The organism is Sphingomonas phyllosphaerae, assembly GCF_029623345.1.
GTDB lineage: Bacteria > Pseudomonadota > Alphaproteobacteria > Sphingomonadales > Sphingomonadaceae > Sphingomonas > Sphingomonas phyllosphaerae_C.
This window is the reverse complement of record NZ_JAPYKH010000001.1, coordinates 100271-123824: the sequence shown is the minus strand read 5'-3', so window position 1 is coordinate 123824 and position 23554 is coordinate 100271. Positions and strand designations below refer to the sequence as shown.

General features: G+C 70.3%; 20 protein-coding genes. 8 read left to right on the top strand and 12 right to left on the bottom strand.

The window, feature by feature from the left end:
- Nucleotides 1–65: 65 nt before the first annotated feature.
- The 3 genes from mutS to QBJ89_RS00470 form a co-directional block, all read right to left on the bottom strand.
- Nucleotides 66–2642, bottom strand: coding sequence for a DNA mismatch repair protein MutS (mutS, locus tag QBJ89_RS00475; protein WP_277978854.1), 2577 nt, complete (start codon nt 2640–2642; stop codon nt 66–68).
- 69 nt (nt 2643–2711) lie between these two features.
- On the bottom strand, nt 2712–2942 hold the full coding sequence (locus QBJ89_RS20155; RefSeq protein ID WP_431522487.1) for a type II toxin-antitoxin system RelE/ParE family toxin: 231 nt from the start codon (nt 2940–2942) through the stop codon (nt 2712–2714).
- Entirely contained in the window at nt 2930–3109 is a 180-nt protein-coding gene (locus tag QBJ89_RS00470; RefSeq protein ID WP_277978583.1) for an antitoxin, read from the bottom strand. Before QBJ89_RS00470 ends, QBJ89_RS20155 begins: the two co-directional genes overlap by 13 nt.
- 98 nt (nt 3110–3207) lie before the next feature.
- Between QBJ89_RS00470 and QBJ89_RS00465 the strand changes: the two genes are divergently transcribed.
- A complete protein-coding gene (locus tag QBJ89_RS00465) occupies nt 3208–3684 on the top strand; it encodes a methylated-DNA--[protein]-cysteine S-methyltransferase (protein WP_277978853.1) in 477 nt (158 codons plus the stop codon).
- Between the two features lie 41 nt (nt 3685–3725).
- Nucleotides 3726–6002, top strand: a complete 2277-nt coding sequence (locus QBJ89_RS00460; RefSeq protein WP_277978582.1) for an NADP-dependent malic enzyme — start codon at nt 3726–3728, stop codon at nt 6000–6002.
- 544 nt (nt 6003–6546) lie between these two features.
- On the opposite strand, the gene queA is transcribed toward QBJ89_RS00460, so the two are convergent.
- The 6 genes from queA to QBJ89_RS00430 all read right to left on the bottom strand — a co-directional run bounded on the left by queA (nt 6547) and on the right by QBJ89_RS00430 (nt 10985).
- The gene (gene queA, locus QBJ89_RS00455; RefSeq protein WP_277978581.1) at nt 6547–7572 is read right to left on the bottom strand and encodes a tRNA preQ1(34) S-adenosylmethionine ribosyltransferase-isomerase QueA; all 1026 of its coding nucleotides are present in this window, start codon (nt 7570–7572) and stop codon (nt 6547–6549) included.
- Nucleotides 7573–7591: 19 nt separating this feature from the next.
- Nucleotides 7592–8326: a peptidylprolyl isomerase gene (locus QBJ89_RS00450; protein WP_277978580.1), complete on the bottom strand. Its 735-nt coding sequence runs from the start codon at nt 8324–8326 to the stop codon at nt 7592–7594.
- Between the two features lie 224 nt (nt 8327–8550).
- Nucleotides 8551–9057 carry a pantetheine-phosphate adenylyltransferase gene (gene coaD, locus QBJ89_RS00445; RefSeq protein WP_277978579.1) on the bottom strand — a complete coding sequence of 169 codons (507 nt, stop codon included), beginning with the start codon at nt 9055–9057 and terminating at the stop codon, nt 8551–8553.
- A gap of 5 nt (nt 9058–9062) precedes the next feature.
- Entirely contained in the window at nt 9063–9971 is a 909-nt protein-coding gene (locus QBJ89_RS00440; protein WP_277978578.1) for a polyprenyl synthetase family protein, read from the bottom strand.
- Nucleotides 9968–10207, bottom strand: coding sequence for an exodeoxyribonuclease VII small subunit (locus QBJ89_RS00435; RefSeq protein ID WP_183942527.1), 240 nt, complete (start codon nt 10205–10207; stop codon nt 9968–9970). The genes QBJ89_RS00440 and QBJ89_RS00435 overlap by 4 nt, the downstream gene beginning before the upstream one ends.
- A gap of 223 nt (nt 10208–10430) precedes the next feature.
- On the bottom strand, nt 10431–10985 hold the full coding sequence (locus QBJ89_RS00430; RefSeq protein WP_277978577.1) for a hypothetical protein: 555 nt from the start codon (nt 10983–10985) through the stop codon (nt 10431–10433).
- 191 nt (nt 10986–11176) lie between these two features.
- On the opposite strand from QBJ89_RS00430, the gene acnA reads away from it, so the two are divergent.
- The 3 genes from acnA (at nt 11177) to QBJ89_RS00415 (ending at nt 16001) form a co-directional block, all read left to right on the top strand.
- Nucleotides 11177–13864, top strand: coding sequence for an aconitate hydratase AcnA (gene acnA / locus QBJ89_RS00425; RefSeq protein ID WP_277978576.1), 2688 nt, complete (start codon nt 11177–11179; stop codon nt 13862–13864).
- A gap of 240 nt (nt 13865–14104) precedes the next feature.
- The gene (locus tag QBJ89_RS00420) at nt 14105–15373 is read left to right on the top strand and encodes an MFS transporter (RefSeq protein WP_277978575.1); all 1269 of its coding nucleotides are present in this window, start codon (nt 14105–14107) and stop codon (nt 15371–15373) included.
- Between the two features lie 79 nt (nt 15374–15452).
- The gene (locus QBJ89_RS00415; protein WP_277978574.1) at nt 15453–16001 is read left to right on the top strand and encodes a DUF4142 domain-containing protein; all 549 of its coding nucleotides are present in this window, start codon (nt 15453–15455) and stop codon (nt 15999–16001) included.
- A 226-nt stretch (nt 16002–16227) separates the two neighbouring features.
- Here QBJ89_RS00415 and QBJ89_RS00410 read toward each other — a convergent pair whose 3' ends face one another.
- The 3 genes from QBJ89_RS00410 to QBJ89_RS00400 form a co-directional block, all read right to left on the bottom strand.
- Complete coding sequence (locus tag QBJ89_RS00410; RefSeq protein WP_277978573.1) at nt 16228–17628, bottom strand: amino acid permease; 1401 nt, start codon at nt 17626–17628, stop codon at nt 16228–16230.
- 251 nt (nt 17629–17879) lie between these two features.
- Nucleotides 17880–18326, bottom strand: coding sequence for a CoA-binding protein (locus QBJ89_RS00405; protein WP_277978572.1), 447 nt, complete (start codon nt 18324–18326; stop codon nt 17880–17882).
- Nucleotides 18327–18484: 158 nt separating this feature from the next.
- Entirely contained in the window at nt 18485–19435 is a 951-nt protein-coding gene (locus tag QBJ89_RS00400; protein WP_431522486.1) for a P-loop NTPase, read from the bottom strand.
- A gap of 66 nt (nt 19436–19501) precedes the next feature.
- Between QBJ89_RS00400 and hflK the strand changes: the two genes are divergently transcribed.
- The 3 genes from hflK to QBJ89_RS00385 all read left to right on the top strand — a co-directional run bounded on the left by hflK (nt 19502) and on the right by QBJ89_RS00385 (nt 23145).
- Entirely contained in the window at nt 19502–20620 is a 1119-nt protein-coding gene (gene hflK / locus QBJ89_RS00395) for a protease modulator HflK (RefSeq protein WP_277978570.1), read from the top strand.
- On the top strand, nt 20620–21492 hold the full coding sequence (gene hflC, locus QBJ89_RS00390; protein WP_277978569.1) for a protease modulator HflC: 873 nt from the start codon (nt 20620–20622) through the stop codon (nt 21490–21492). Before hflK ends, hflC begins: the two co-directional genes overlap by 1 nt.
- Nucleotides 21493–21603: 111 nt before the next feature.
- Nucleotides 21604–23145, top strand: a complete 1542-nt coding sequence (locus QBJ89_RS00385; protein ID WP_277978852.1) for a Do family serine endopeptidase — start codon at nt 21604–21606, stop codon at nt 23143–23145.
- Nucleotides 23146–23554: the final 409 nt, after the last annotated feature.

Genomic DNA, 23554 nt, shown 5'->3' with positions numbered 1-23554 from the left:
CGCCGCGCCGCAAGGCCCTGAATCGCTGCGTGCACCGGAACGCCGAACGCGGCCGCAACTGACCCCTACGCTTCTCGCGTCAGCGCTTTCAGCCGGTACAAGGTGTCGAGCGCCTCGCGCGGGGTGAGTGCGTCGACGTCGAGGGCTTCCACCTGGGCGCGGATGGCGTCGCATTGCGCCTCCTCCACCTGCGCCGCCGCGGCGAACAGCGGTAGGTCGTCAAGCCCCGCCGCCAGCCCGCCGGTCTTGGCGCGCCCCGCCTCCAGCTTCGCCAGCACCGCCTTGGCGCGCTGCACCGTCGCGGGCGGCATGCCTGCCAGCCGCGCCACTGCCAGGCCGTAGCTGCGATCTGCCGGCCCGTCCGCGACCTCGTGGAGCAGCACAAGCTCGCCCTTCCACTCACGCGCGCGGACGTGGTGGAGCGACAGCGAGTCACACCGCTCCGCCAGCCGCGTCAGCTCGTGATAATGCGTGGCGAACAGGCAGCGGCAGCGATTGTCCTGGTGGATCGCCTCGACGACCGCCCAGGCGATCGCGAGCCCGTCATAGGTGCTCGTCCCGCGCCCGACCTCGTCGAGGATCACGAGACTGTCCGGCGTCGCCTGCGCCAGGATCGCGGCGGTTTCGACCATCTCGACCATGAAGGTGGAGCGCCCGCGCGCGAGATTGTCCGATGCGCCGACCCGGCTGAACAAGCGATCGACCAGCCCGAGCCGCGCCGCCGCGGCGGGCACATAGGCGCCCGCCTGCGCCAGCACCGCGATCAATGCGTTCTGGCGCAGGAAGGTCGACTTGCCGCCCATGTTGGGCCCGGTGACAAGCCACAGCCGCGCCGCCGCGCCGCCGAGCGCGCAGTCGTTGGCGACGAAGCGGTCGCCGCTCTTCGCCAGCGCGGCCTCGACCACCGGATGGCGCCCCTCGCGCACGTCGAAACAGGCCTCCTCGACGAAGCTCGGACGCGACCAGGCGCCCTCGGCGGCGCGCTCGGCCAGGCCCGCTGCGACGTCGAGCCGGGCGAGCGCGTCCGCGGTCGCGGCGATCGCCTCACGCCCGGCGAGCGCCGTGGCGGTGAGCTCTTCCAGATGCGCCGCCTCGGCCGCGAGCGCGTGCGCGCCCGCCTGCGTGACGCTCGCCGCCACCTCGTGCAGCTCGGGCGCGTTGAAGCGAACCACGCCCGCGAGGGTCTGACGATGCGTAAAGCCCGAGTCCGCGCGCATCAGCGGGTCGGCGACGCGCGCGGGCACCTCTATGTGGTAGCCAAGCACGCCGTTGTGGCGGATCTTGAGCGCGCTGATCTTGGTGCGCTCGCGGAAGCTTGCCTCGAGCGCTGCGATGGCGCGCCGGCCACCGCTGCCGGTCTCGCGCAAGGCGTCGAGGGCGGCGTCATAGCCCGCGGCAATATAGCCGCCGTCGCTCGCCTCGATCGGGGGCGCAGGGACGAGCGCGCGCTTCAGCAGATCGATCAGCGCGCCATGCCCGCGCAATCGCGGCGCTAGCTCGCGCAGCAGCGCGGGCGCCGGCTCCAGCGCGCCGAGCCGCTCGCCGATGGTCCAGGCGCCGTCCAGCCCGTCGCGCAACTGGCCGAGGTCGCGCGGGCTCCCGCGCCCTGCCGCCAGCCGCCCCAGCGCACGACCGATATCGGGCAGCGCGCGCAGCGCGGCACGGACACGCTCGCGCAGGGCCGCGTCGTCATGGAGCAATCGGACGAGGTCGAGCCGCGCCTCGATCGCACCGCGCGCCATCAGCGGCGCGCCCAGGTCGGCGGCGAGCAGCCGCGCTCCCGCGCCGGTCACGGTCCGGTCGACCGCGTCGAGCAGGCTGCCCTTGCGCTGCCCCGAAGCAGTGCAGGTCAGCTCGAGGCTCTCGCGCGTCGCGGCGTCGATCGCCATCGTGTCGCGCGCGGCGGCAAGCACCGGCGGCCGCAGGAAGGGCAGCTTGCCCTTGGCGGTATGGTCGAGATAGGCGACCAACCCGCCCGCCGCGGCGAGCGCGGCGCGGCCGAACTGGCCGAAGCCGTCGAGCGTCGCCACGCCGAACAGTCGCTTCAACCGCGCCTCGCCAGCGCCACTGTCGAACTCGCCGCGCGGACGTCGCACCGTGGCGGGGGCGTCGCTCTCTTCCGCGGCGATCACCTCGGCGGCGCCGAGCCGCGCTAGCTCGGCGGCGAGACCGGCGCGGTCGCAGGCGATCACCTCGAAGCGGCCGGTCGAGACGTCCGCGGCGGCGAGCGCCACCTCGCCCGCGGCCTCACCGACGGCGACGCACCAGTTGGCGGCGCGTGAATCGAGCAGCGTCTCCTCGGTCAGCGTGCCGGCGGTGACGACGCGGACGATCGCGCGCGAGACCAGCGCCTTGGAACCACGCGCCTTGCGCGCCGCCTCGGGCGTCTCGGTCTGCTCGGCGATGGCGACGCGGTGGCCGGCCTTGATGAGGCGTTGGAGATAGGCGGTGGCGGCATGGATCGGCACGCCGCACATCGGGATCTTCTCGCCCTCATGCTCACCGCGCGAGGTCAGCGCGATGTCGAGCACCTGGGAGGCGACGCGCGCGTCGTCGAAGAACAATTCAAAGAAGTCGCCCATCCGGTAGAACAGCAAACAGTCCGCCGCCTCCGCCTTGAGAGCGAGATACTGCGCCATCATCGGCGTGGGGGCGGTCATGAAGTCAGGCGTCACGCTGGCGCTGCGCGTCGTGCCGGATGTCGAGAATTGTCACGCTGTCACCCTGAATGTCGTAGAGAATGATGAAGCGCCGTATGCTTGGCAACTCGCGTAGCCGTGGCGCACCAGCCGGCCGCGCTGCGGAAAGTGTCGGAGGCTCGTCGTCGCCGCAACCAGCCGCGCCGGCATACGCCGGGCCGCCCCGGGATCCAACGCATTGATGTAGTCGACGATCTGCTGAAGCTGCTGGATCGCGCGATCGGTCCAGACTACCCTCGCCATCTACGCGGAAAAGGCCGGTAGGCGTCGGTGCCCCAGGTCTTGAGCCAGGCGACCACCTCCTCGTGGGAATAGACCCGCCCGGCCGCAAGGTCCGCGCGAGCGCGGGCGACCGACGCATCTTCGGCGTCAGGGTCCCGCTCCTCGAAGATGCCCGCCTCCTGTTCCATGCCGCCAGCATAAGGTCATCGACCTGATTCGGCCATCCATGCACTTTGGCCGCAACGCATGGGATGCGCCCCTTCACCCCACCCGCTACATTCGCGCCATGCTCTACCGCACCACCACGGACTCGCCCGTCGGCACGCTCACCCTGGTCGCCAGCGATGCGGGACTGGTCGCCGTGCTGTGGCCCGACGACGCACCCGGGCGCGTCCGACTCGCCGCGACCGATGAGCGCGCCGACCATCCCGTGCTCGCCAGCGCAGTGACCCAAATCGGCGAATATTTTGCCGGTCAGCGCCGCAGCTTCGACCTGCCGCTCGCCCCCGCCGGCAGCCCGTTCCAGCGCGCGGTCTGGGCCGCGCTCGCCGCCATCCCGCACGGCGAGACTCGCAGCTACGGCGACATCGCGCGCGCCATCGGCCGGCCAACCGCCAGCCGCGCGGTCGGCGCCGCCAACGGGCGCAATCCGCTGTCCATCGTGGTGCCGTGCCACCGCGTGATCGGCGTCTCGGGCAAGCTCACCGGTTTCGCCGGCGGGCTCGCCGCCAAGCAACGGCTGCTCGCGCACGAGCGACGTTAGCGATGGTTTTCAAACGCGCCCGCCTTCCCTAGAGGAAGGGCATGACCGACGATCGCACCGCCACCGAGACGCGCCACGACCAGTTCTCCGAGCGCGAGGCCCTGCTGTTCCACTCGGAAGGGCGCCCCGGCAAGATCGAGATCATCGCCTCCAAGCCGATGGCAACGCAGCGCGATCTCGCGCTCGCTTACTCGCCCGGGGTGGCCGTGCCGGTGCAGGCGATCGCGGACGATCCCGCCACTGCCTATGATTACACCGCCAAGGGCAATCTGGTCGCGGTGATCTCGAACGGCACCGCGATCCTGGGAATGGGCAATCTCGGCGCGCTCGCCTCCAAGCCGGTGATGGAGGGCAAGGCGGTGCTGTTCAAGCGCTTCGCCGACGTCGACTCGATCGACATCGAGCTGAAGACCGAGGACGTCAACCGCTTCATCGACGCGGTCGAGCTGATGGAGCCGAGCTTCGGCGGCATCAACCTCGAGGACATCAAGGCGCCCGAGTGTTTCATCATCGAGCAGACCCTGCGCGAGCGGATGAACATCCCGGTCTTCCACGACGACCAGCACGGCACCGCGATCATCTGCGCCGCCGGCCTGATCAACGCCTGTCTGCTCACCGGTCGCCAGCTCTCCTCGGTCAAGGTCGTCGTCAACGGCGCCGGCGCGGCCGCGATCGCCTGCACCGAGCTGATCAAGGCGATGGGCGTGCGCGCCGACAACGTGCTGATCTGCGACCGCACCGGCGTGATTTACCAGGGCCGCGACGACGTCAACCAATGGCAGTCGGCGCACGCCGCCAACACCGATCGCCGCACGCTCACCGAGGCGCTGCACGGCGCCGACGTGTTCCTCGGCCTCTCGGCCGCGGGCGCGCTCAAGCCCGAGATGGTCAAGGACATGGCGCCCGCGCCGATCATCTTCGCGATGGCCAATCCCGAGCCGGAGATTCGCCCCGAGCTCGCCAAGGCGGCGCGCCCCGACGCCATCGTCGCCACCGGTCGGTCGGACTATCCGAACCAGGTCAACAACGTCCTCGGCTTTCCCTTCATCTTCCGCGGCGCGCTCGACGTGCGCGCCACCGGCATCAACGACGAGATGAAGATCGCCGCCGCCAACGCCATCGCCGAGCTGGCGCGCGAGCGCGTGCCCGAGGAGGTCGCCGTCGCCTATGGCACGCGCCACACCTTCGGGCCGGACTATATCATCCCCGCGCCGTTCGACCCGCGGCTGATGGAGATGGTGTCAGTCGCGGTGGCGCAGGCGGCGATGGACTCGGGCGTCGCCACCAAGCCGATCACCGACATGAACGCCTACCGCGAGACCCTGCGCGCGCGGCTCAACCCCACCACCGCGGTGCTGAGCCTCGCTTACGAGGGCGCCAAGGCGAATCCCAAGCGTGTGCTCTTCGCCGAGGGCGAGGAAGAGGTGGTGCTGCGCGCCGCCATCGCCTTCAAGGAGGGTGGCTACGGCATTCCCGTGCTGGTCGGGCGCGAGGACGTGTACGACAATCTGCGCGCGCTCGGGATCGACAACCCCGAGGAATATGAGCTGCACAACAGCCGTGTCTCGCCGCTGGTGCCCAAGATGGTCGACTTCCTCTACCAGCGCCTCCAGCGTCGCGGCTTCCTGCGCCGCGAGGTCGAGCGGATGATAAACCAGGACCGCAACATCTTCGGCGCGGTGCTGCTCCAGCTCGGCGAGGCAGACGCGATGATCACCGGCGTCACCCGCCCCTGGGCGCAGTCGATGCGCGAGATCAAGCGCGTGATCGATCCCGCGCCGGGCCGCACCGCCTTCGGCATCCACGTGCTGGTGGGCCAGTCGCATACCGTCTTCATCGCCGACACGACGGTGAACGAGCGCCCCAACCCCGAGGAGCTGGCCGACATCGCCGAGCAGACCGCGACCGTGGCGCGCCAGATGGGGCACGAGCCGCGCGTCGCGTTCCTGAGCTATTCCACCTTCGGCAACCCGACCGGCCAGTGGCTCGACAACATTCGCGAGGCGGTCCACGTGCTCGACCAGCGCGAGGTCAGCTTCGAATATGAGGGCGAGATGGCGCCCGACGTCGCGCTCAATCCCAAGCAGCTGGCCAACTACCCCTTTGCGCGGCTGTCGGGACCGGCCAACATCCTCGTCATGCCGGGGCTGCAATCGGCCAATATCTCGGCCAAGCTGCTGCGTGAGCTGGGCGGCGACGACATGATCGGGCCGATGCTGGTGGGCATGGAGAAGCCGGTGCAGATCGCGCCGATGACCTCCACCGCGAGCGAGCTGGTGACGCTGGCGGTGCTCGCCGCGGGCGGCATCGCGCGCTGAGGCGCGATGCCGGGGCGCGGGACGCGCCGGTGGTGAAGCCTCAGGCGAGGCCCGTCGATCATGCTCGAGCGCCGGGAGACCGGTGCTGGCGCGATCCAGTTAGCGGTGCCGGTCGGTGGGGGCGCGACGCGTCGAGGCGACTCAAGGTTCGCGCCGGATCGGTGCGCCCGGCTCCAACATGACTCAACATTCGCGCCCGATCGGCTCGCGACGCTCCAACATGACTCAACGTTCGCGCAGTCGCGCTTGCGACCGAACACACACATCAAGGGTCTGCCGCCGCAGCCTTTCGCCCGCGTCGCCCGGGTCGCGGCCGCAGGCGAATGTTGCGAATGTTGAGTCGCTGACGCGTTTGCGGCGACGCGCGCGGCGATTGTCATGGTACCGGGCGCCGACGCACGCGCCGGCGATGAGACAGAGCGTCGATGTTTCTGCCACACGGCTACCGGCGTAGGACAGCCCGCTGCCGCCGATAGCGTCAGGCGCCGCCCTTCCTCTACTCTCGAACCTGCCCCTGCGCACGCCGGCGCGTCACGGCTTGCCGCTATGGCAGCAGCAGCGACCCGTCCCCGTAGCTGTAGAAGCGATACCCCTGCGCGATCGCGTGCGCGTAAGCCGCCTGCATCCGCTCCAGCCCGATCAGCGCCGAGACCAGCATGAACAGGGTCGAGCGCGGCAGATGGAAGTTGGTCATCAGCCCGTCGATGCCGCGGAAGCGATAGCCCGGCGTGATGAAGATCGCGGTGTCGCCCTCGAACGGGCGGACGATCCCGTCCTCCCCCGCGGCACTCTCGATCAGCCGCAGCGAGGTGGTGCCCACCGCGATCACGCGCCCGCCGCGCGCGCGCGCTGCGTTGAGCCGGTCCGCGGTGGCCTGGTCGATGCGGCCCCATTCGGCATGCATCTTATGGTCGGCGGTGTCGTCCGCCTTGACCGGCAGGAAGGTGCCTGCGCCGACGTGGAGCGTCAGCGTGGCATGCTCCACGCCGGCCGCGGCGAGCCGTTCGAGCAGCCCGGGCGTGAAGTGCAGCGCCGCGGTGGGCGCCGCCACCGCGCCGGGCTCGGCGGCGAACATCGTCTGGTAATCGTCGGCGTCACGCGCGTCGGCGGCGCGCTTGCCCGCGATATAGGGCGGCAGCGGCATTCGCCCGGCGCGTTCGAGCAGCAGCTCGACCGGCTCGTCGCCCGCGAAGTCGAGCGCCCAGCTGCCGTCTTCGCCGCGGTCGCTCGCGCTGGCGTGCACGCCCGCGCCGAAGTCGATCGCATCGCCGTCGCGCAGCCGCTTGGCATTGCGCACGAAGGCGCGCCAGCGCCGCGATCCCTCGCGCTTGTGCAGCGTCGCGCCGATGCGCGCGTTGCCGCGCATGCCCTCGAGCTGCGCGGGGATCACGCGCGTGTCGTTGAAGACGAGCAGGTCGCCCGCGCGCAGAACCTCGGGCAGGTCGGCGACGCTGCGGTCGTCGAGCCCGTCGCCGCGCACCACGAGCAGCCGCGCGGCGTCGCGCGGGCTCGCCGGGCGCAGCGCGATCCGCTCGGGCGGCAGGTCGAAGTCGAAGAGGTCGACGTTCATCGGCGTCGCGCGCGCCGGCTCAGCGGCGGCGCGGCGCCGACTTGGCGCGCGGCGCCGGGGCGGTCCTGACCGCGGGCGTCGTCGTCGTCGCGTCCTGCCCTGTCCCCGGCCCCGTCCCCGGCAGCGTCGGCGTGGTGCCCGGCAGCGTGGGCAGCGTGGCCGGCGCGGCGGCGGGCAGCGGCTGGTACGCCGGCGGGTTGTCCGAGGCGATATAGGCGTGGACGATCCGCGACGGGTTCGCCGGCGGCTCGCCGCGCTCGATCGCGTCGACGTAGTTCATCCCCGACATGACGCGGCCGAACACGGTGTATTTCTTGTCGAGCGAGAAGCGCGGCTGGAAGACGATGTAGAACTGGCTGTTCGCACTGTCCTCTTTCTCGGCGCGCGCGGCGGCGACCGAGCCGCGCACGTGCGGCAGATAGTTGAACTCGGCGGGCAAATCGGGGAGCGAGCTGCCGCCGGTGCCGTCGCCCTTGGGGTCGCCGCCCTGCGCCATGAAGCCATCGATCACGCGGTGGAACACGAGACCGTCGTAGAAATGCTGGCGCGTGAGCTGCTTGATCCGCTCGACCATCTTGGGCGCGACGTCGGGGCGCAGCGCGATCTCGACGCGGCCCCCGGTGGAGAGATCGAGCAGCCAGATGTTGGTCTTGTCGCCGAGCGGCGGCGGCGCGAGCCGCTCCTGCGCCGCGACGGGGGCGGCGGTGAGCACGGCGGCGGTGAAGAGGGCGGACAGGAGGGCGGACGGGCGCATCGGTGCTTTCGGATCTGTCGGGAGAGTGTCAGCGGCCGCGTCTAGACCAGATTGACGCTTGCGCCAAACTGAATGGGGGGGCGATGCGGCTGCTGACGGGTGCGGTGAACCGCCTCTCCATGCTTTTACCTTCCGTCATCCCGAACTTGGTCCGGGATGACGGAAGAAGAGAGCGGCATGACGGAAGGAGAAGACGGCCGTTCCTTCCACGGCCGCCCCTCCGCTCAGCCCCCGCGCCGCCCGACCAGCGCGACCCGCTCGACCACCTCCTGGCACACCGATGCGGTGACGAACTTGCGGATGTCGCCGCCGAACAGCGCAATCTCCTTGACCAGCTTGGAGGCGATCGGCTGCAGCCCGACGTCGGCCATCAGGAAGACGGTCTCGATCCGGTCGTTGAGCTGCTGGTTCATCCCCGCCATCTGATATTCATACTCGAAGTCGGCGACGGCGCGCAGGCCGCGCACGATCATCGTCGCGCCCTCGCGCTCGGCGAAATCCATCAGCAGCGAGTCGAACTCCACCACGTGGATCTCGCCGCCGATCGCGGCGACCTCGCGCTGTACCATCGCCATGCGCTCGGCGACGCTGAACATCGGCGACTTGCTGGGATTGGTGGTGACGCCGATCACCAGCCGGTCGACCAGTTTGGCGCCGCGGCGGATGATGTCCATGTGGCCGAGCGTGATCGGGTCGAACGTGCCCGGGTAGACGCCGACGCGCGCGCTCATGCCGCTCACCCGCGCCGCTCGGTGACGAAGCGCGCGATCGCGCGGAGCAGCTCGGCCTCGTCCCCATAGCTGCGCAGGTGGTCGATCGCCTGGTCGACCAGCATCTGCGACTGCTGCCTGGCGCGCTCGACGCCGAGCAGCGAGACGAAGGTCTCCTTTCCCGCCTCGCCATCCTTGCGCAGCTTCTTGCCGGCGAGCTGCTCGTCGCCCTCGACGTCGAGCAGGTCGTCGACGATCTGGAAGGCGAGGCCGAGGTCGTGCGCATAGCCGCGCAGGTGTCGGCGCCCATCAGGCGGGACGCGGCCGAGGATCGCGCCCGCCTCCACCGCCGCGCCGATCAGCGCCCCGGTCTTCATCTGCTGCAGGCGGGTGACGGTGTTCAGGTCGAAGGCGGCGCCGCCGGCCTTGAGGTCCATCGCCTGCCCACCCGCCATCCCGCTCGGGCCAGAGGCGCGCGCGAGATCGGCGACCAGCTCGGCGCGGACGAACGGGTCGGCATGGGTGGCGCGATCGGCGAGCACCTCGAAGGCGAGCGCATGGAGGCAGTCCCCCGCGAGGATCGCGGTGGCCTCGTCGAACGCCTTGTGCACGGTCGCCTTGCCGTGGCGCATGTCGTCGTCGTCCATCGCGGGCAGATCGTCGTGGATCAGCGAATAAGCGTGGATCGCTTCGAGCGCGACCGCGGCGCGCGCCGCCGCGTCGCGCGCCACGTCGAACAGCCGCGCGGTGGCGAACACCAGCAGCGGCCGCAGCCTTTTGCCCCCGCCGATCGTGGCGTGGCGCATTGCGCGGTACAAATCGGCGCGGGGATCGTCGGGGACCGGAAGCAGCGCGTCGAAGCGACGGTCCATCTCGGCCGCCACTTCCTTGAGCGCGGCCTGCAACCGGGGCGACGCGGTGGCGGTGATGGTCATCCCGCGGCGAAGGGCTCGGTGGCGGCGGGGCGGCCGTCGGCGCCGAGCCGGATCGCCTCGATCCGCGCCTGCGCGGCGTCGAGCCGGTCGGCGCAGCGCTGGCGCAGCGCGCTGCCGCGCTCGTAGAGCCGGATCGCCTCCTCCAGCGGGGTATCGCCCGACTCGAGCCGGGCAACGATCGCCTCCAGCTCGCGAAGGCCGGCCTCGAACGACAGCGTCTCGATGTCCTGCTCCATCAGCCGGCTATGCGATGGGGGGTGCTCCGGGTCAAGGCGATGGGGGTGGTGCGGCGTGGCGCTGCGGCGGCCTCTCCCCTTTCCGTTCGGCTCGAATGGCGATCGAGCCTGCCGAGAGCGCGTATCGAGAGCGCGCCGCCCGCGGCGCCTTCTCGATACGCCGTCTCGGCAGGCTCGACAGCTACTCGAAACGAACGGAGGTGGGGTGGCCCGGCCGCCGATCCTACCGCCGCCACTGCTCCACCGCCGCCGCATAGGCCACCGCCGCCCGCGCGCGCGCGGCGTCCAGCCTTGCCCGCTCGCGCTCGTGCCGCCGGCCCGCCTCGCGTCGCTCGCGGTCGAGCGCGGCCTGGCGCTTGGCCAGCGCTGTGTCCTCGTCGCGGCGGCGCGCATCCTCCTGCTCCAGCGCCGCCTCGGCCGCCTCCAGCTCGGCGCGGCTCGGGCGTGGCGCGGGCGGCTTCGTCGCAGCCTTGGCCCGCGCCGCCGTCGTTCGCCGCGGCGCCTCCTCCTCCGCCGTCGCCCGCGCGCGCTTCGGCCGGTCCGGCGGCAGCGCGGCGAGTTGCTCCGCCGCGCTGCCGCGCGAGCGCCGCACCACCTCGCCCGGATGCGCCAGCGGCTCCTCCATCAGCGCCGCGTCGGTCACCTCCTCCGCCACGCCGCGCGCGAACAGGTCGGCGTCGGCGCCCCAGGCGGCCAGCGCGGCCTTGCGACTCGGCGCCGCGACATACGCGTCGTGGAAGCCGGCGGGGGTGCGGAATACCTTGAGCTTGCGTGCCATCCCCCTGCCCCTTCGGGCGGCCCCGCGCCCGCGGCCACAATCGCTTACGTGCGCGTGCCGTTCCACCCTTCCCCGCTTGCGCCCCCGCTGCTATCGCCCGCGGCGATCGAGAGTTTCGCCCGCACCCGCGCGCACGCGGCCGCGCCGCATCGCCGCGGGCGCGAGGCTCCCACGAGGAAGGACAGCTGCCCATGACGGCCATCGGCCACGACACGCTCAACGCCCGCACCACGCTGACGGCCGGGGGCAAGACCTACGACTATTTCGCGCTGAAGGCGGCGGAAGCGAAGTTCGGCGACATTTCGCGCCTGCCCTTCTCGATGAAGGTGCTGCTGGAGAACATGCTGCGCTTCGAGGACGGCGTGACCGTGACCGAGGCGGACGTGAAGGCGATCGTCGACTGGCAGCAGGAGCGTCGCAGCGACCGTGAGATCCAGTACCGCCCCGCGCGCGTGCTGATGCAGGACTTCACCGGCGTGCCCTGCGTCGTCGACCTCGCCGCGATGCGCGACGCGATCACCAAGCTCGGCGGTGACGCCGCCAAGATCAACCCGCAGGTGCCCGTCCACCTCGTCATCGACCACTCGGTGATGGTCGACGAGTTCGGCACGCCCAAGGCGTTCGAGGAGAACGTCGACCTCGAATATGCCCGCAACGCCGAGCGCTACGAGTTCCTCAAGTGGGGCTCCAAGGCGCTCGACAATTTCAAGGTGGTGCCGCCGGGCACCGGGATCTGCCACCAGGTCAATCTGGAGTATATCGGCCACGCCGTGTGGGCGTCGGAGGAGACGGGTGACCACGCCAAAAGCGGCGCGACGATCGCTTACCCGGACACGCTGGTGGGCACCGACAGCCACACCACGATGATCAACGGCCTGGGCGTGCTCGGCTGGGGCGTCGGCGGGATCGAGGCCGAGGCGGCGATGCTCGGCCAGCCCGTCTCGATGCTGATCCCCGAGGTCGTCGGCTTCAAGCTGACCGGATCGCTGCGCGAAGGCATCACCGCGACCGACCTGGTGCTGACCGTGACGCAGATGCTGCGCGCCAAGGGCGTCGTCGGCCGCTTCGTCGAGTTCTACGGCCCCGGCCTCGACCAGATGACGCTCGCCGACCGCGCGACGATCGCCAACATGGCGCCCGAATATGGCGCGACCTGCGGCTTCTTCCCGGTCGACGACAAGACGATGGACTATATGCGCCTGACCGGCCGCCCCGACGAGGTGGTCGCGCTGACCGAGGCCTATGCCAAGGCGCAGGGCATGTGGCGCTATGCCGACGCGCCCGATCCCGTCTTCACCGACACGCTCGAGCTCGACATGGGCACGGTCGTCCCGTCGCTCGCCGGCCCGAAGCGCCCGCAGGACAAGGTCAGCCTCGACACCGTCGACGAGGTGTTCAACGGCGACCTGTTCAAACTGTACCACAAGGAAAAGCCGGCGCGCGTCGATGTCGACGAGCGTGGGCATGACATCGGCGACGGCGATGTCGTCATCGCCGCGATCACGAGCTGCACCAACACCTCGAACCCGTCGGTGCTGGTCGCCGCGGGCCTGGTCGCGCGAAAGGCGAACGCGCTCGGGCTGAAGCCGAAGCCGTGGGTGAAGACGTCGCTCGCGCCGGGGTCGCAGGTCGTCACCGACTATCTCGACAAGGCCGGGTTGTCGGCGGATCTCGACGCGATCGGCTTCAACCTGGTCGGCTACGGCTGCACCACCTGCATCGGCAACTCGGGCCCGCTCGCCGCGCCGATCAGCAGGGCGATCAACGAGAACGATCTGGTCGCCGCCTCGGTGCTATCGGGCAACCGCAACTTCGAGGGCCGCGTCTCGCCCGACGTGCGCGCCAACTTCCTCGCCTCGCCGCCGCTGGTGGTCGCCTACGCGCTCAAGGGCACGGTGACGACCGACATGAACGAGACGCCGATCGGCCAGGGCAAGGACGGCGGCGACGTCTACCTGCGCGACATCTGGCCGACCAACCAGGAGGTCGCCGCGCTGATGGCGGCAAACATCGACGACGGCATGTTCCGCGCGCGCTACGGCAACGTCTACGCCGGCGACAACAAGTGGCAGGCGATCGACGTCACCGGCTCGGACACGTACAGCTGGCGCGCCGGCTCGACCTATGTCGCCAACCCGCCCTATTTCGAGGGCATGGAGATGACGCCCAAGCCGACGACCGACATCGTCGACGCCAAGCCGCTGGCGATCCTGGGCGACTCGATCACCACCGACCACATCTCGCCGGCCGGCTCGATCAAGGCCGACAGCCCGGCGGGGACGTGGCTGCAGGAGCATCAGGTCTCGCGCCATGACTTCAACAGCTACGGCGCGCGCCGCGGGCATCACGAGGTGATGATGCGCGGCACCTTCGCCAACATCCGCATCAAGAACGAGATGGTGCCGGGCGTCGAGGGCGGGATGAGCCGCTACGACGGCGAGATCATGCCGATCTACGACGCGGCGATGCGCCACAAGGCCGACGGCACGCCGCTGGTGGTGATCGCGGGCAAGGAATATGGCACCGGCTCGTCGCGCGACTGGGCGGCGAAGGGCACCAACCTGCTCGGCGTGCGCGCGGTGATCGCGGAGAGCTTCGAGCGCATCCACCGCTCGAACCTGGTCGGCATGGGCGTGCTGCCGCTGCAGTTCGCCGAGGGCGTGTCGCGCCAGTCGCTCGGGCTGACCGGCGACGAGACCTTCACGATCGAGAACGTGGCGGCGCTGCGTCCGCGCCAGAACGTGACCGTCACGCTGAAGCGCGCCGACGGGTCGACCGAGACGTTCGCGACGCGCTGCCGGATCGATACCGTCAACGAGCTGGAATATTTCCTCAACGGCGGCATCCTTCAATACGTGCTGCGCAAGCTCGCCGCCTGAGCCTGGCGTCAGCGTCGGGATGAGAGGGGGAGGGTTCCGCGAGGAGCCCTCCCCTTTTTTTTTTAGCGACGAGAGCTGTGAGCCGTTCCTTCCCGCAAGCAGGTAGGATCTGTTCGCAAAAATACTTGCCCCGCCTTCTCAATCACTTCCCTCTCCTAACCTAGCGCAAGCCCGCGACCCGTCGGATCGTGCCTCGTAAACGAACGTTGCCCGCGAACCCTCCCGCGGAGCCCGCATCGCATGGCCACGCTCGCCGCCGTCCGTTCCGCCCCGCCCGCCGCACCGTCGCACCCGCCCGGGCGCGCACTCGATGCGCTCAACTTCTTCCTCGCCGACGTACGCGACGGCCTCGGCCCGTATCTTGCCATCTATCTCGTCGCGGTGCGCGGGCCGACGCACGGGTGGAACGAGGCCACCGCCGGGCTGGTGCTCACCATCGCCGGCATCGTCGGCCTGCTCGCGCAAACCCCGGCGGGCTGGCTGATCGACCGCTCGACGCGCAAGCCCGCGATCGTCATCGTCGCCGCGCTGGTGGTGACGCTCGGCAGCGTGTCGCTGCCGTTCGTCCACGGCTTCGCGCCGGTTGTGGTGACCCAGTCGCTCGCCGCCGCGGCCGGCGCGCTGTTCGCGCCGGCGATCGCGGCGATCACCTTGGGGCTGTTCGGCGCGCGCGCCTTTTCCGCACGGGTCGGACGCAACGAGGCGTTCAACCATGCCGGCAATGCGGTCTCGGCCGCGCTGGCGGGGGTGCTGGCGTGGCGCTTCGGGCCGGTGGTCGTCTTTTACCTGATGGCGGGGCTGACGGTGGCGAGCGTCTTCGCCGCGCTGCGGATCGACTCGCGCCAAATCGACGACGAGGTCGCGCGCGGACTCGACTGCGCGCCCGATGACACGGCCGCCGAGTGCGAGGCTGCGCCCGGCTGGCGCGTGCTGCTCGAGCAGAAGGCGCTGCTGCTGTTCGCCGCGCTCGCGTTCCTGTTCCATCTCGCCAACGCCGCCATGCTGACCTCGGTGAGCCAGTTGCTCGCGCGCACCGTGGGCAAGGACCAGGCGACCTCGCTCACCGCCGCCTGCATCGTCGCGGCGCAGCTGGTGATGGTGCCGATGGCGCTGCTGGTCGGGCGCAAGGCCGATGCCTGGGGGCGCAAGCCGCTGTTCCTGGCAGCGTTCGCGGTGCTGGCGGCGCGTGGCGCGCTGTACACCGTGTCGCGCGACCCGTGGTGGCTGGTGGCGGTGCAGGCGCTCGACGGCGTCGGCGCGGGAATCTTCGGCGCGCTCTTCCCAATCGTCATCGCCGACCTGACGCGCGGCAGCGGGCGCTTCAACGTCGCGCAGGGCGCGGTGGCGACCGCGCAGGGGCTCGGCGCGGCGCTGAGCGCGACACTGGCGGGGACGATCATCGTCGGCGCGGGCTATGCGCCGACCTTCCTGACGCTCGCGGCGATCGCCGGCGGCGGGCTGGCGCTCTACGCGCTGGCCATGCCCGAGACCCGCGACCGAACTGGCTAATCGAAAGCAACTTACTGATTGACAACGGAACTTTGCCGAGCGCGCGCCGCTCTCGCGGAAGCTTGACCTGGGAGAGACGATGATGATGGCCACCACCCGCCTGCTGCTCGGCGCCGCCCTGTTCGTTGCGCCGGCGATCGCCGGCGCGCAGACCCCGCCGCCGCCGCCCCCGGCCGAGGCGAAGACCACCGCCGACGCTTATGTCGCCGCCGCGGGCAAGAGCGACCTGTACGAGATCAACTCGAGCCAGGTCGTCTTGCAGAAGTCGCAGAACGCAGGCGTGAAGAAATTCGCGCAGATGATGATCGACCATCATCAGAAGACCACCGCGGCGACGGTGAAGGCGGCGCACAAGGCGGGGCTGAACCCGCCGCCACCCGCGCTCGACCCGGGCGCGACCGCCTCGATCAACGAGTTGCAGGCCGCCTCGCCCGCCGACATCGACCGGCTGTACCTCGGCAAGCAACTGCCCGCGCACCAGGCGGCGCTGGATCTGCACCAGAGCTATGCGTCGGGCGGCGACAAGGCGCCGCTCAAAGCCTCGGCCAAGGCCGCGGTGCCGATCGTCAAGCGCCACATCGCCGAGGCAACCAAGTTGCAGGGCAGCGCGGGCGCTGCCGGGATGTGAGAGACAACTCACGCCAGGGCCCCAAGTATCCCGAGGGACATGGGAGCTGCTCGCGACGAGATCAGCGTGTAGTGCCCCGGCGAAGGCCGGGGCGCAGTCGGGGGAGCGGCAGTGTGTTTCGCCAGCGTTCCCCAACTGGGCCCCGGCCTTCGCCGGGGAACAGCAGTGGTAAGAAGCCTCCGCTTCTCCCCCTTCTTCGCGTCGTCGCGTCTTCGCGTGAACAAATCTACGCCGCTGCCGCGATCGCCGCGCGGTGCCGCCCCCACAGCAGATAGACCGCCAGCCCGAGCAGGTTCCAGAGTAGGAAGTAGAGCTGCGTGCGCTGCGGCAGGCTGAAGAACAGATAGGCGCAGCCCAGCACCCCGATCGCGCCCACCAGCGGTGCGGCCGGCGTGCGGAAACGCCGCTCCGCGTCGGGCGCGCGCCGCCGCATGACCAGCATGCACACGCATACCGCGACGAACGCCGCGAGCGTTCCGGCGTTGGCGAGCGCGGCGATGGCGTCGATCGGCATCACTCCCGCGATCACCGCGACCAGCACCGCGGTCAGCATCGTGATCCGTACCGGCGTTCCCCGCTTCGACACCTTGGCGAGCGCCTGCGGCAGCAGCCCGTCGCGCGCCATCACGAAGAAGATGCGGCTCTGCCCGAACAGGAACCCGAGCAGCACCGTCGGCAGCGCGATCACCGCGCTGGCAGCGAGAAAGGTGGCGAAGCCGGGCCGGCCGATGCCGCGCAGGATCAGCGCGAGCGGCTCGGGCGAATCGGCGAAGCGCGTGAAGTGGAGCGCGCCCACCGCCGCGACGGCCACGCCCATGTAGATCACCACGCACGCCAGCATCGACCCGACGATGCCGATCGACAGGTCGCGGCCCGGGTCCTTGGTCTCCTCCGCCGCGGTCGAGATGGCGTCGAAGCCGTAGAAGGCGAAGAAGATGATCGCCGCCGCCGCCATCACGCCGCGCTCGCCGCCGTCCGCGCCCACCGACTTGGCGAAGCCGTAGGGCATGAAGGGTTCGAGATGGGCGGCGTCGAAATGCGGCACCGCCACCGCGACGAACACCGTCAGCGCGATCAGCTTGATCCCGACCAGCACCGCGTTGAGCGTCGCGCTCTCCTTGGTGCCGAGCGACAGCAGCGCCGCCACGACGGCGATGATGAACACGGCGGGCAGGTTGACGACGCCGCCCAGCGCCGGCCCCTGTGTCAGCCCGACGGAGAAGCCGAGCGGAGTGAGCAGCGCCGAGGCATAGCCCGACCAGCCCACCGCCACGGTCGACACCACCAAAGAATATTCGAGGATGAGCGACCAGCCGATCACCCAGGCGATCACCTCGCCCAGCACGACATAGCTGTAGGTATAGGCGCTGCCTGACGCGGGTATCATCGTCGCCATCTCGGCATAGGCCAGCGCGGCGCAGGCGCAGATCGCGCCGGCGATCACGAACGACAGGATTACCGCGGGCCCGGCGCGCTCGGCGCCGACGCCGATCAGCGTCAGGATGCCGGTGCCAACAATCGCGCCGACGCCAAGCGCGACGAGGTGCGGCCAGGACAAGGTGCGCGCGAGCACGGTGCCGCCGCGATGATCGATCGCGATCGGCTTGCGCCGAAACAATGTGGACATGAACCCTCCCTATCGTGCCACGGGTCGTAACAGAGGCGATGATGCGCAGCGAGAGGCGGCGTGCGCGGCATGGCCATTCGCCGACGGCCGACGTGCCTCGCACGCCGCAGGACATACCAATGGAAGGTCGATCTCGCCCGTTCGGGGGGCGCTTCTCCCATCAAATCCGCGGCGCCTAGCGCCTCGGTGGGATGGCTCCCCCGCGCGATGCGGGCACATGGCTGAGGCGGCGGGGGCGTAGCGCGATCGGCCTAGTCCTCCGCGGCGCGCCCACCCAGCCGCGCCACGCCAAGCCGCGGCAGGTCGATGGCGGGACAACGGTCCATCACCACCTTGAGCCCGGCGGCCTCGGCCCGCGCCGCCGCCGCCTGATCGATCACGCCGAGCTGGAGCCACACCGACTTCGCGCCGATCGCGATCGCCTGGTCGACGATCTCGCCCGCGGCGGAGGAGCGGCGGAAGATGTCGACCATGTCGATCGGATCGCCGAGCTGCGCAAGCTCGCGGAAGACGAACTCGCCGTGAATATGCTCGCCGGTGAGCTGCGGGTTTACCGGGATTACGCGATAGCCGTGCGCCTGGAGCGTCTTCATAACGCCGTTAGAGGGGCGGTCGGGCCGGTCCGACGCGCCGACCAGCGCAATCGTCCGGGTCTCCTCGAGCAGCGTGCGGATGTCGTCGTCGGCGGTCAGCGGCATCGGCGCTCTCCTCGTCCCGGCGCTCGTAGCACCTGCCGAGACGAACGAAGGTCCAGCGCGTCGGTTGCCTTTGTCGCCACCGTGTTCCTGTGCACGCAGGAATTCACGGCAGCGGGCGCCGCGCCGGCGCTGCGCTCCTGCGTGCGCAGGAGCCCATCTCAGTTCGCCTCCAGCCACTCCGCCACCTGCGCCGCGATCGGCGCGAAAATCCGATCGTCGTCGCGCGCCGCCGGGGGCTCGCCCGCGTCGGACGCGATTCGGATCGACAGGTCGAGCGGCACGCGCCCGAGGAAGGCGATTCCCGCCTCGCGCGCCGCGGCCTCGGCGCCTCCACGGCCGAACGGGTCGGACACCTCGCCGCAATGCGGGCAGGCATAGCCGGCCATGTTCTCGACCAGCCCGATGATCGGCACGCCCGCCTTCTGGAACAGGTCGATCGCGCGCCGCGCGTCGATCAGCGCGAGGTCCTGCGGCGTGGAAACGATCACCGCGCCGGCGGGGCGGTGCTTCTGCACCATGGTGAGCTGGACGTCGCCCGTCCCCGGCGGCAGGTCGACCACGAGTGTGTCGGCCACGCCCCAGTTGGCGTCGATCAGTTGCCCAAGCGCGCCCGCGGTCATCGGCCCGCGCCACGCGATCGCGCGGCCGGGCTCGACCAATTGCCCCATCGATAGCAGCGGCACGCCATAAGGCGTCGCCACCGGCAGCAGCACCTTGTCGCGCGCCTCGGGCCGGGTGCCCTCCACCGCCATCAGCCGCGGCTGCGACGGGCCGTAAATGTCGGCATCGACCAGCCCCGTGCGCCGCCCGGCACGCGCCAGCGCGATCGCAAGATTGGCCGAGAGCGTCGACTTGCCGACTCCGCCCTTGCCGCTCGCCACCGCGATCAGCCGGCGCTGCGCGCGCTCGGCGGTGACGACGGTGCGCACGTCATAGCCGGGCCGCGCCGCCGCCATCCGCACCGCTGCCTCCAGCGCGTCGCGTGCGGGCGCCTCGAGCCCGCTGGCGTCGATCACGACGCCGATCCGCTGCCCCTCGAGGCGCACCGTCGCGCGCTCGCCCGCGACCGCGCGGACCGCCTGCCTAAGCTCATTCTCGTCCATGGACATGATCCGTTACGCCTCGTGTCGCGGCTTGCCACTGTTTTTCGGCCGATCCGCACTTATAAAGGCGGGATGATCATCTCGCGACGCTGGCTTCGGCGCCCCATCCCCCTCGCCACACAGAGCAACGGACCCTGGGGGAACGACGACAATGTCGGTCCGCGCAATCCCTGGTCGGTCCCGCCCGGCGCCAAGCGCAGCGGCGCCAAGCCGACCGCGCTCGACGAATTCATCCGCCGCGCGCGCGGCGGCGGCGGCGGCGGCGGAGGCGAGGGCGGCGGCGGGCCGCAACTGCCGCTCGGCGCCAACGCGCGGATGCTGTGGCTGCTCGGCGTCGCGGTGCTGGTGGCGATCTGGCTGGTGCTCACCTCGATCCACCAGATCGGGCCGCAGCAGCGCGGCGTGGTCACGTATTTCGGTCGTTACTCAGGGATGCTCGAGCCGGGCATCCGCGTCACCTTGCCCGCGCCGATCGTCAACGTCACCAAGGTGGACGTCGAGCAGGTCCGCACCGACGAGTTCCCGCGTGACGGCGGCGAGACGGTGCTGACCGGCGACCAGAACATCATCGATCTCGCCTATACGGTACGCTGGCGCGTCTCCGACGCGCGCAATTACGTGTTCGAGATCAAGGACCCGCAGGAGACGGTGCGCGCCACCGCGGAGAGCGCGATGCGCTCGGTGCTCGCCACCACCACGCTCAACCAGGCGATCGGCGCGGGGCGGACCGAGATCGAGGTGCGCGTCGCCGAGACGATGCAGCAGATACTTACCAGCTATCAGGCGGGCGTGCAGGTCCAGGGCGTGTCGATCAAGCAGGCGGCGCCCCCATCGCAGCTCGCCGACGACTTCAACGCGGTGACGGCGGCGCAGCAGGAGGCGGTGGGCAACCTCAACAATGCGCGCTCCTACTCGCAGCAGGTGGTCGCGCGCGCGCAGGGCGAGGCCTCGGCGTTCGACCAGGTGTACGCGCAATATCGCCTCGCCCCTGAGGTGACCCGCCGCCGCATGTATTACGAGACCATGGAGGCCGTGCTGGCCAAGACCGACAAGACGATCGTCGAGACCCCGGGCGTGACCCCGTACCTGCCGCTCGACCGCGGCCGCCGTCTGCAGGAGCCGGGCGCGACCGCCTCCGGCACCGCAACCGGCCCTGCGCCGGCGCAGCCGGGCAGCGGGGGGGCACGCTGATGCCCGTCTGGCTCCGCAACCCCGTTGCCGCCGGCCTGCTCGCGCTGGCGCTGGTGATCGTCGCCGCGGCGACCTTCGCGATCGTGCCCGAGACGCAGCAGGCGGTCGTGCTTCGCCTCAACAACCCGGTGCGCTTGATCAACCAATGGCAGCCGGGCCAGTCGATCGGCCGCACCGGCGCCGGCGTGATCGCGCGCATCCCGTTCGTCGACAAGATCGTCTGGGTCGACAAGCGCGTGCTCGACGCCGATCTCGACAACACTTTGGTGCTCTCGACCGACCAGCTTCGGCTCAACGTCGACGCCTTCGCGCGCTTCCGCATCGTCGATCCGCTGCGCGCGGTGACGTCGACGGGCAGCACCTCCAACACCGAGGAGCGGGTCGCCGATCAGCTCCGCCCGCTGCTCGGCACCGCGCTGCGCAACGAATTGGGCAAGGTGCCGTTCGCGACCTTGCTCAGCCCCGAGCGCGGGCGGGTGATGGACGAGATTCAGGAGTCGCTCGGCCGCTCGGCCAAGCAGTATGGCGCCGAGATCGTCGACGTGCGCATCAAGCACGCCGATCTGCCCGACGGCAGCCCGCTCGAGAGCGCGCTCCAGCGGATGCGCACGGCGCGCCAGCAGGAGGCCAACACGATCCGCGCGCAGGGCCAGAAGCAGGCGCAGATCGTCCGCGCGGAGGCCGACGCCCAGGCGGCGCGGATCTACGCCGACGCCTTCAGCAAGGACGCCGATTTCTACGATTTCTACCGCGCGATGCAGAGCTACCGCCACACCTTCGGTGCGGACGGCGGTCAGGCGCCGGAAGGCAGCACCAACATCATCATGAGTCCGAACAACGGCTATCTGCGCGAGTTCGAGGGGGGGCGATAGAACTCGCGGCGATGTCGCGCGTTCATATTCAATCGACGTTCATCGCTTGTTCGGCACAGGACGTGGCGTTCCCGCTTTATTCGACAGGGTGATTCAGAGGACATGAAGAAAGTGCGTTACGCCTACGCCCTCACCGGCGCCCTTCTCCTCGGCGGCACCGCCGCGTCGCTGACGCTGCAGAACCCCGCCACCGCCCAGGTCGCGCAGAACGAGCCCGGTGCGATCAGCGCCTCCGCTCCGCGCGCCGGCGCGCCGATGAGCTTCGCCGATCTGGTGGCGAAGTTGCAGCCGGCGGTGGTCAACATTTCCACCACGCAAAAGGTGACCGTCCAGCAGTCGGCCAATCCGTTCGCGGGCACGCCGTTCGGCGACCTGTTCGGCCAGTTCGGCGGCGGCGGCGGCGGCGGCGGTGCGCCGGTGACGCGCGAGGGCACCTCGCTAGGTTCGGGCTTCCTGATCTCGGCCGACGGCTATGTCGTGACCAACAACCACGTGATCGCCCCGGCATCGCGCGGCGCCACGGTCGAGTCGATCACGGTGACCTTGCAGGACCGCAAGGAATATACCGCCAAGCTGGTCGGCCGCGATCCGACCAGCGATCTCGCGGTGCTCAAGATCACCTCGCCTACCCCGCTTCCGTTCGTTCGCTTGGGCGATTCGAGCCGCGCGCGCGTCGGCGACTGGGTGGTGGCGATCGGCCAGCCGTTCGGCCTGGGCGGCACCGTGACCGCGGGCATCGTCTCGGCGGTGCATCGCGCGACCGGCGGCGGTCCGTTCGACACGTTCATCCAGACCGATGCCGCGATCAACCAGGGCAATTCCGGCGGTCCGATGTTCAACCTGAACGGCGAGGTGATCGGCATCAACAGCCAGATCTATTCGCAGTCGGGCGGCAACATCGGCATCGGCTTCGCCATCCCGACGACCGAAGCCAAGCCGATCATCGACACGCTGGTCAAGGGCCAGCCGATCAAGCGCGGCTACCTCGGCGTCAGCATCCAGGCGGTCAACGCCGACATGGCGTCGGCGCTCGGCCTGCCGAAGGACTCGGGCGAGATCGTCGGGCGCGTCGAGCCGGCCGGCCCCGGTGCGAAGGCGGGGCTGCGCGCGGGTGACGTCGTGACCGCGATCAACGGCCAGGCGGTAACGCCGGAGAAGACGCTCTCCTATCTCGTCGCCAACGCCGCGCCGGGCTCGACGATCAAGCTCGACGTGATCCGCGACGGCAAGCGCCAGTCGCTCAACGCCACCGTCGGCACGCGTCCGTCCGAGGATCAGATGGCGGCGCTGACCGGCGGTAGCGGCGACGACGACGACAGCTTCGGCGGCGGCGACGACAGCGAACAGGCCGCGCCCGCGTCGAGCTCGCTCGGCATCACGGTGCAGCCGCTGACGCCGCAGATCGCGCGCTCGCTCGGGGTCGATTCGACCGTCCAGGGTGTGGTGGTCGCGGCGACCGATCCGTCGAGCGACGCGGCGCAGAAGCTGCGCCGCGGTGACGTGATCTCCTCGGTCAACTCGCAGCCGGTGCGCAGCGCTGCCGAGGTGGCACGGATCGTGGCGGCGGCGAAGGCGGCGGGGCGGCCCCAGGTGCTGCTCAACGTCACCCGCGGACGCCAGGTCGGTGGCTTCGTTGCCGTGAAGATCAAGTAAGGCCGGGACCGACCGGCAGGGCGTATGGGCCGCCGCGCCGAGGGGTGCGGCGGCCTTTCTCGTGTCGGCGGTTGAGAATGGCGGGGCGGCACGAGCGCCTCGTATCGCCAACACGCGCTGATCGCGGACGCAGTTGCCGAGGCCCTTTTCGTCACGAGCGTCGCTTCAGTGCACCGCTTCCGGCATCGCCGCGCCCCCTTCCGTGATTCCCGCGAAGGCGCGAGACCAGAGGCGCCGACCTCTCGGCTCCATCGCTAACGTCAGCGTATCTGGATCCCCGCCCCCGCGGGGATGACGAATTAAGCATGGAACCGGGCGGACTGCGAGTCGATGGCCTCTGGTGTGCGATCCGACCAAGTCGGCACGGTCGCCCACGGCCAAGCAGCGCCGCCGCTCGCCTCCCCCCGTG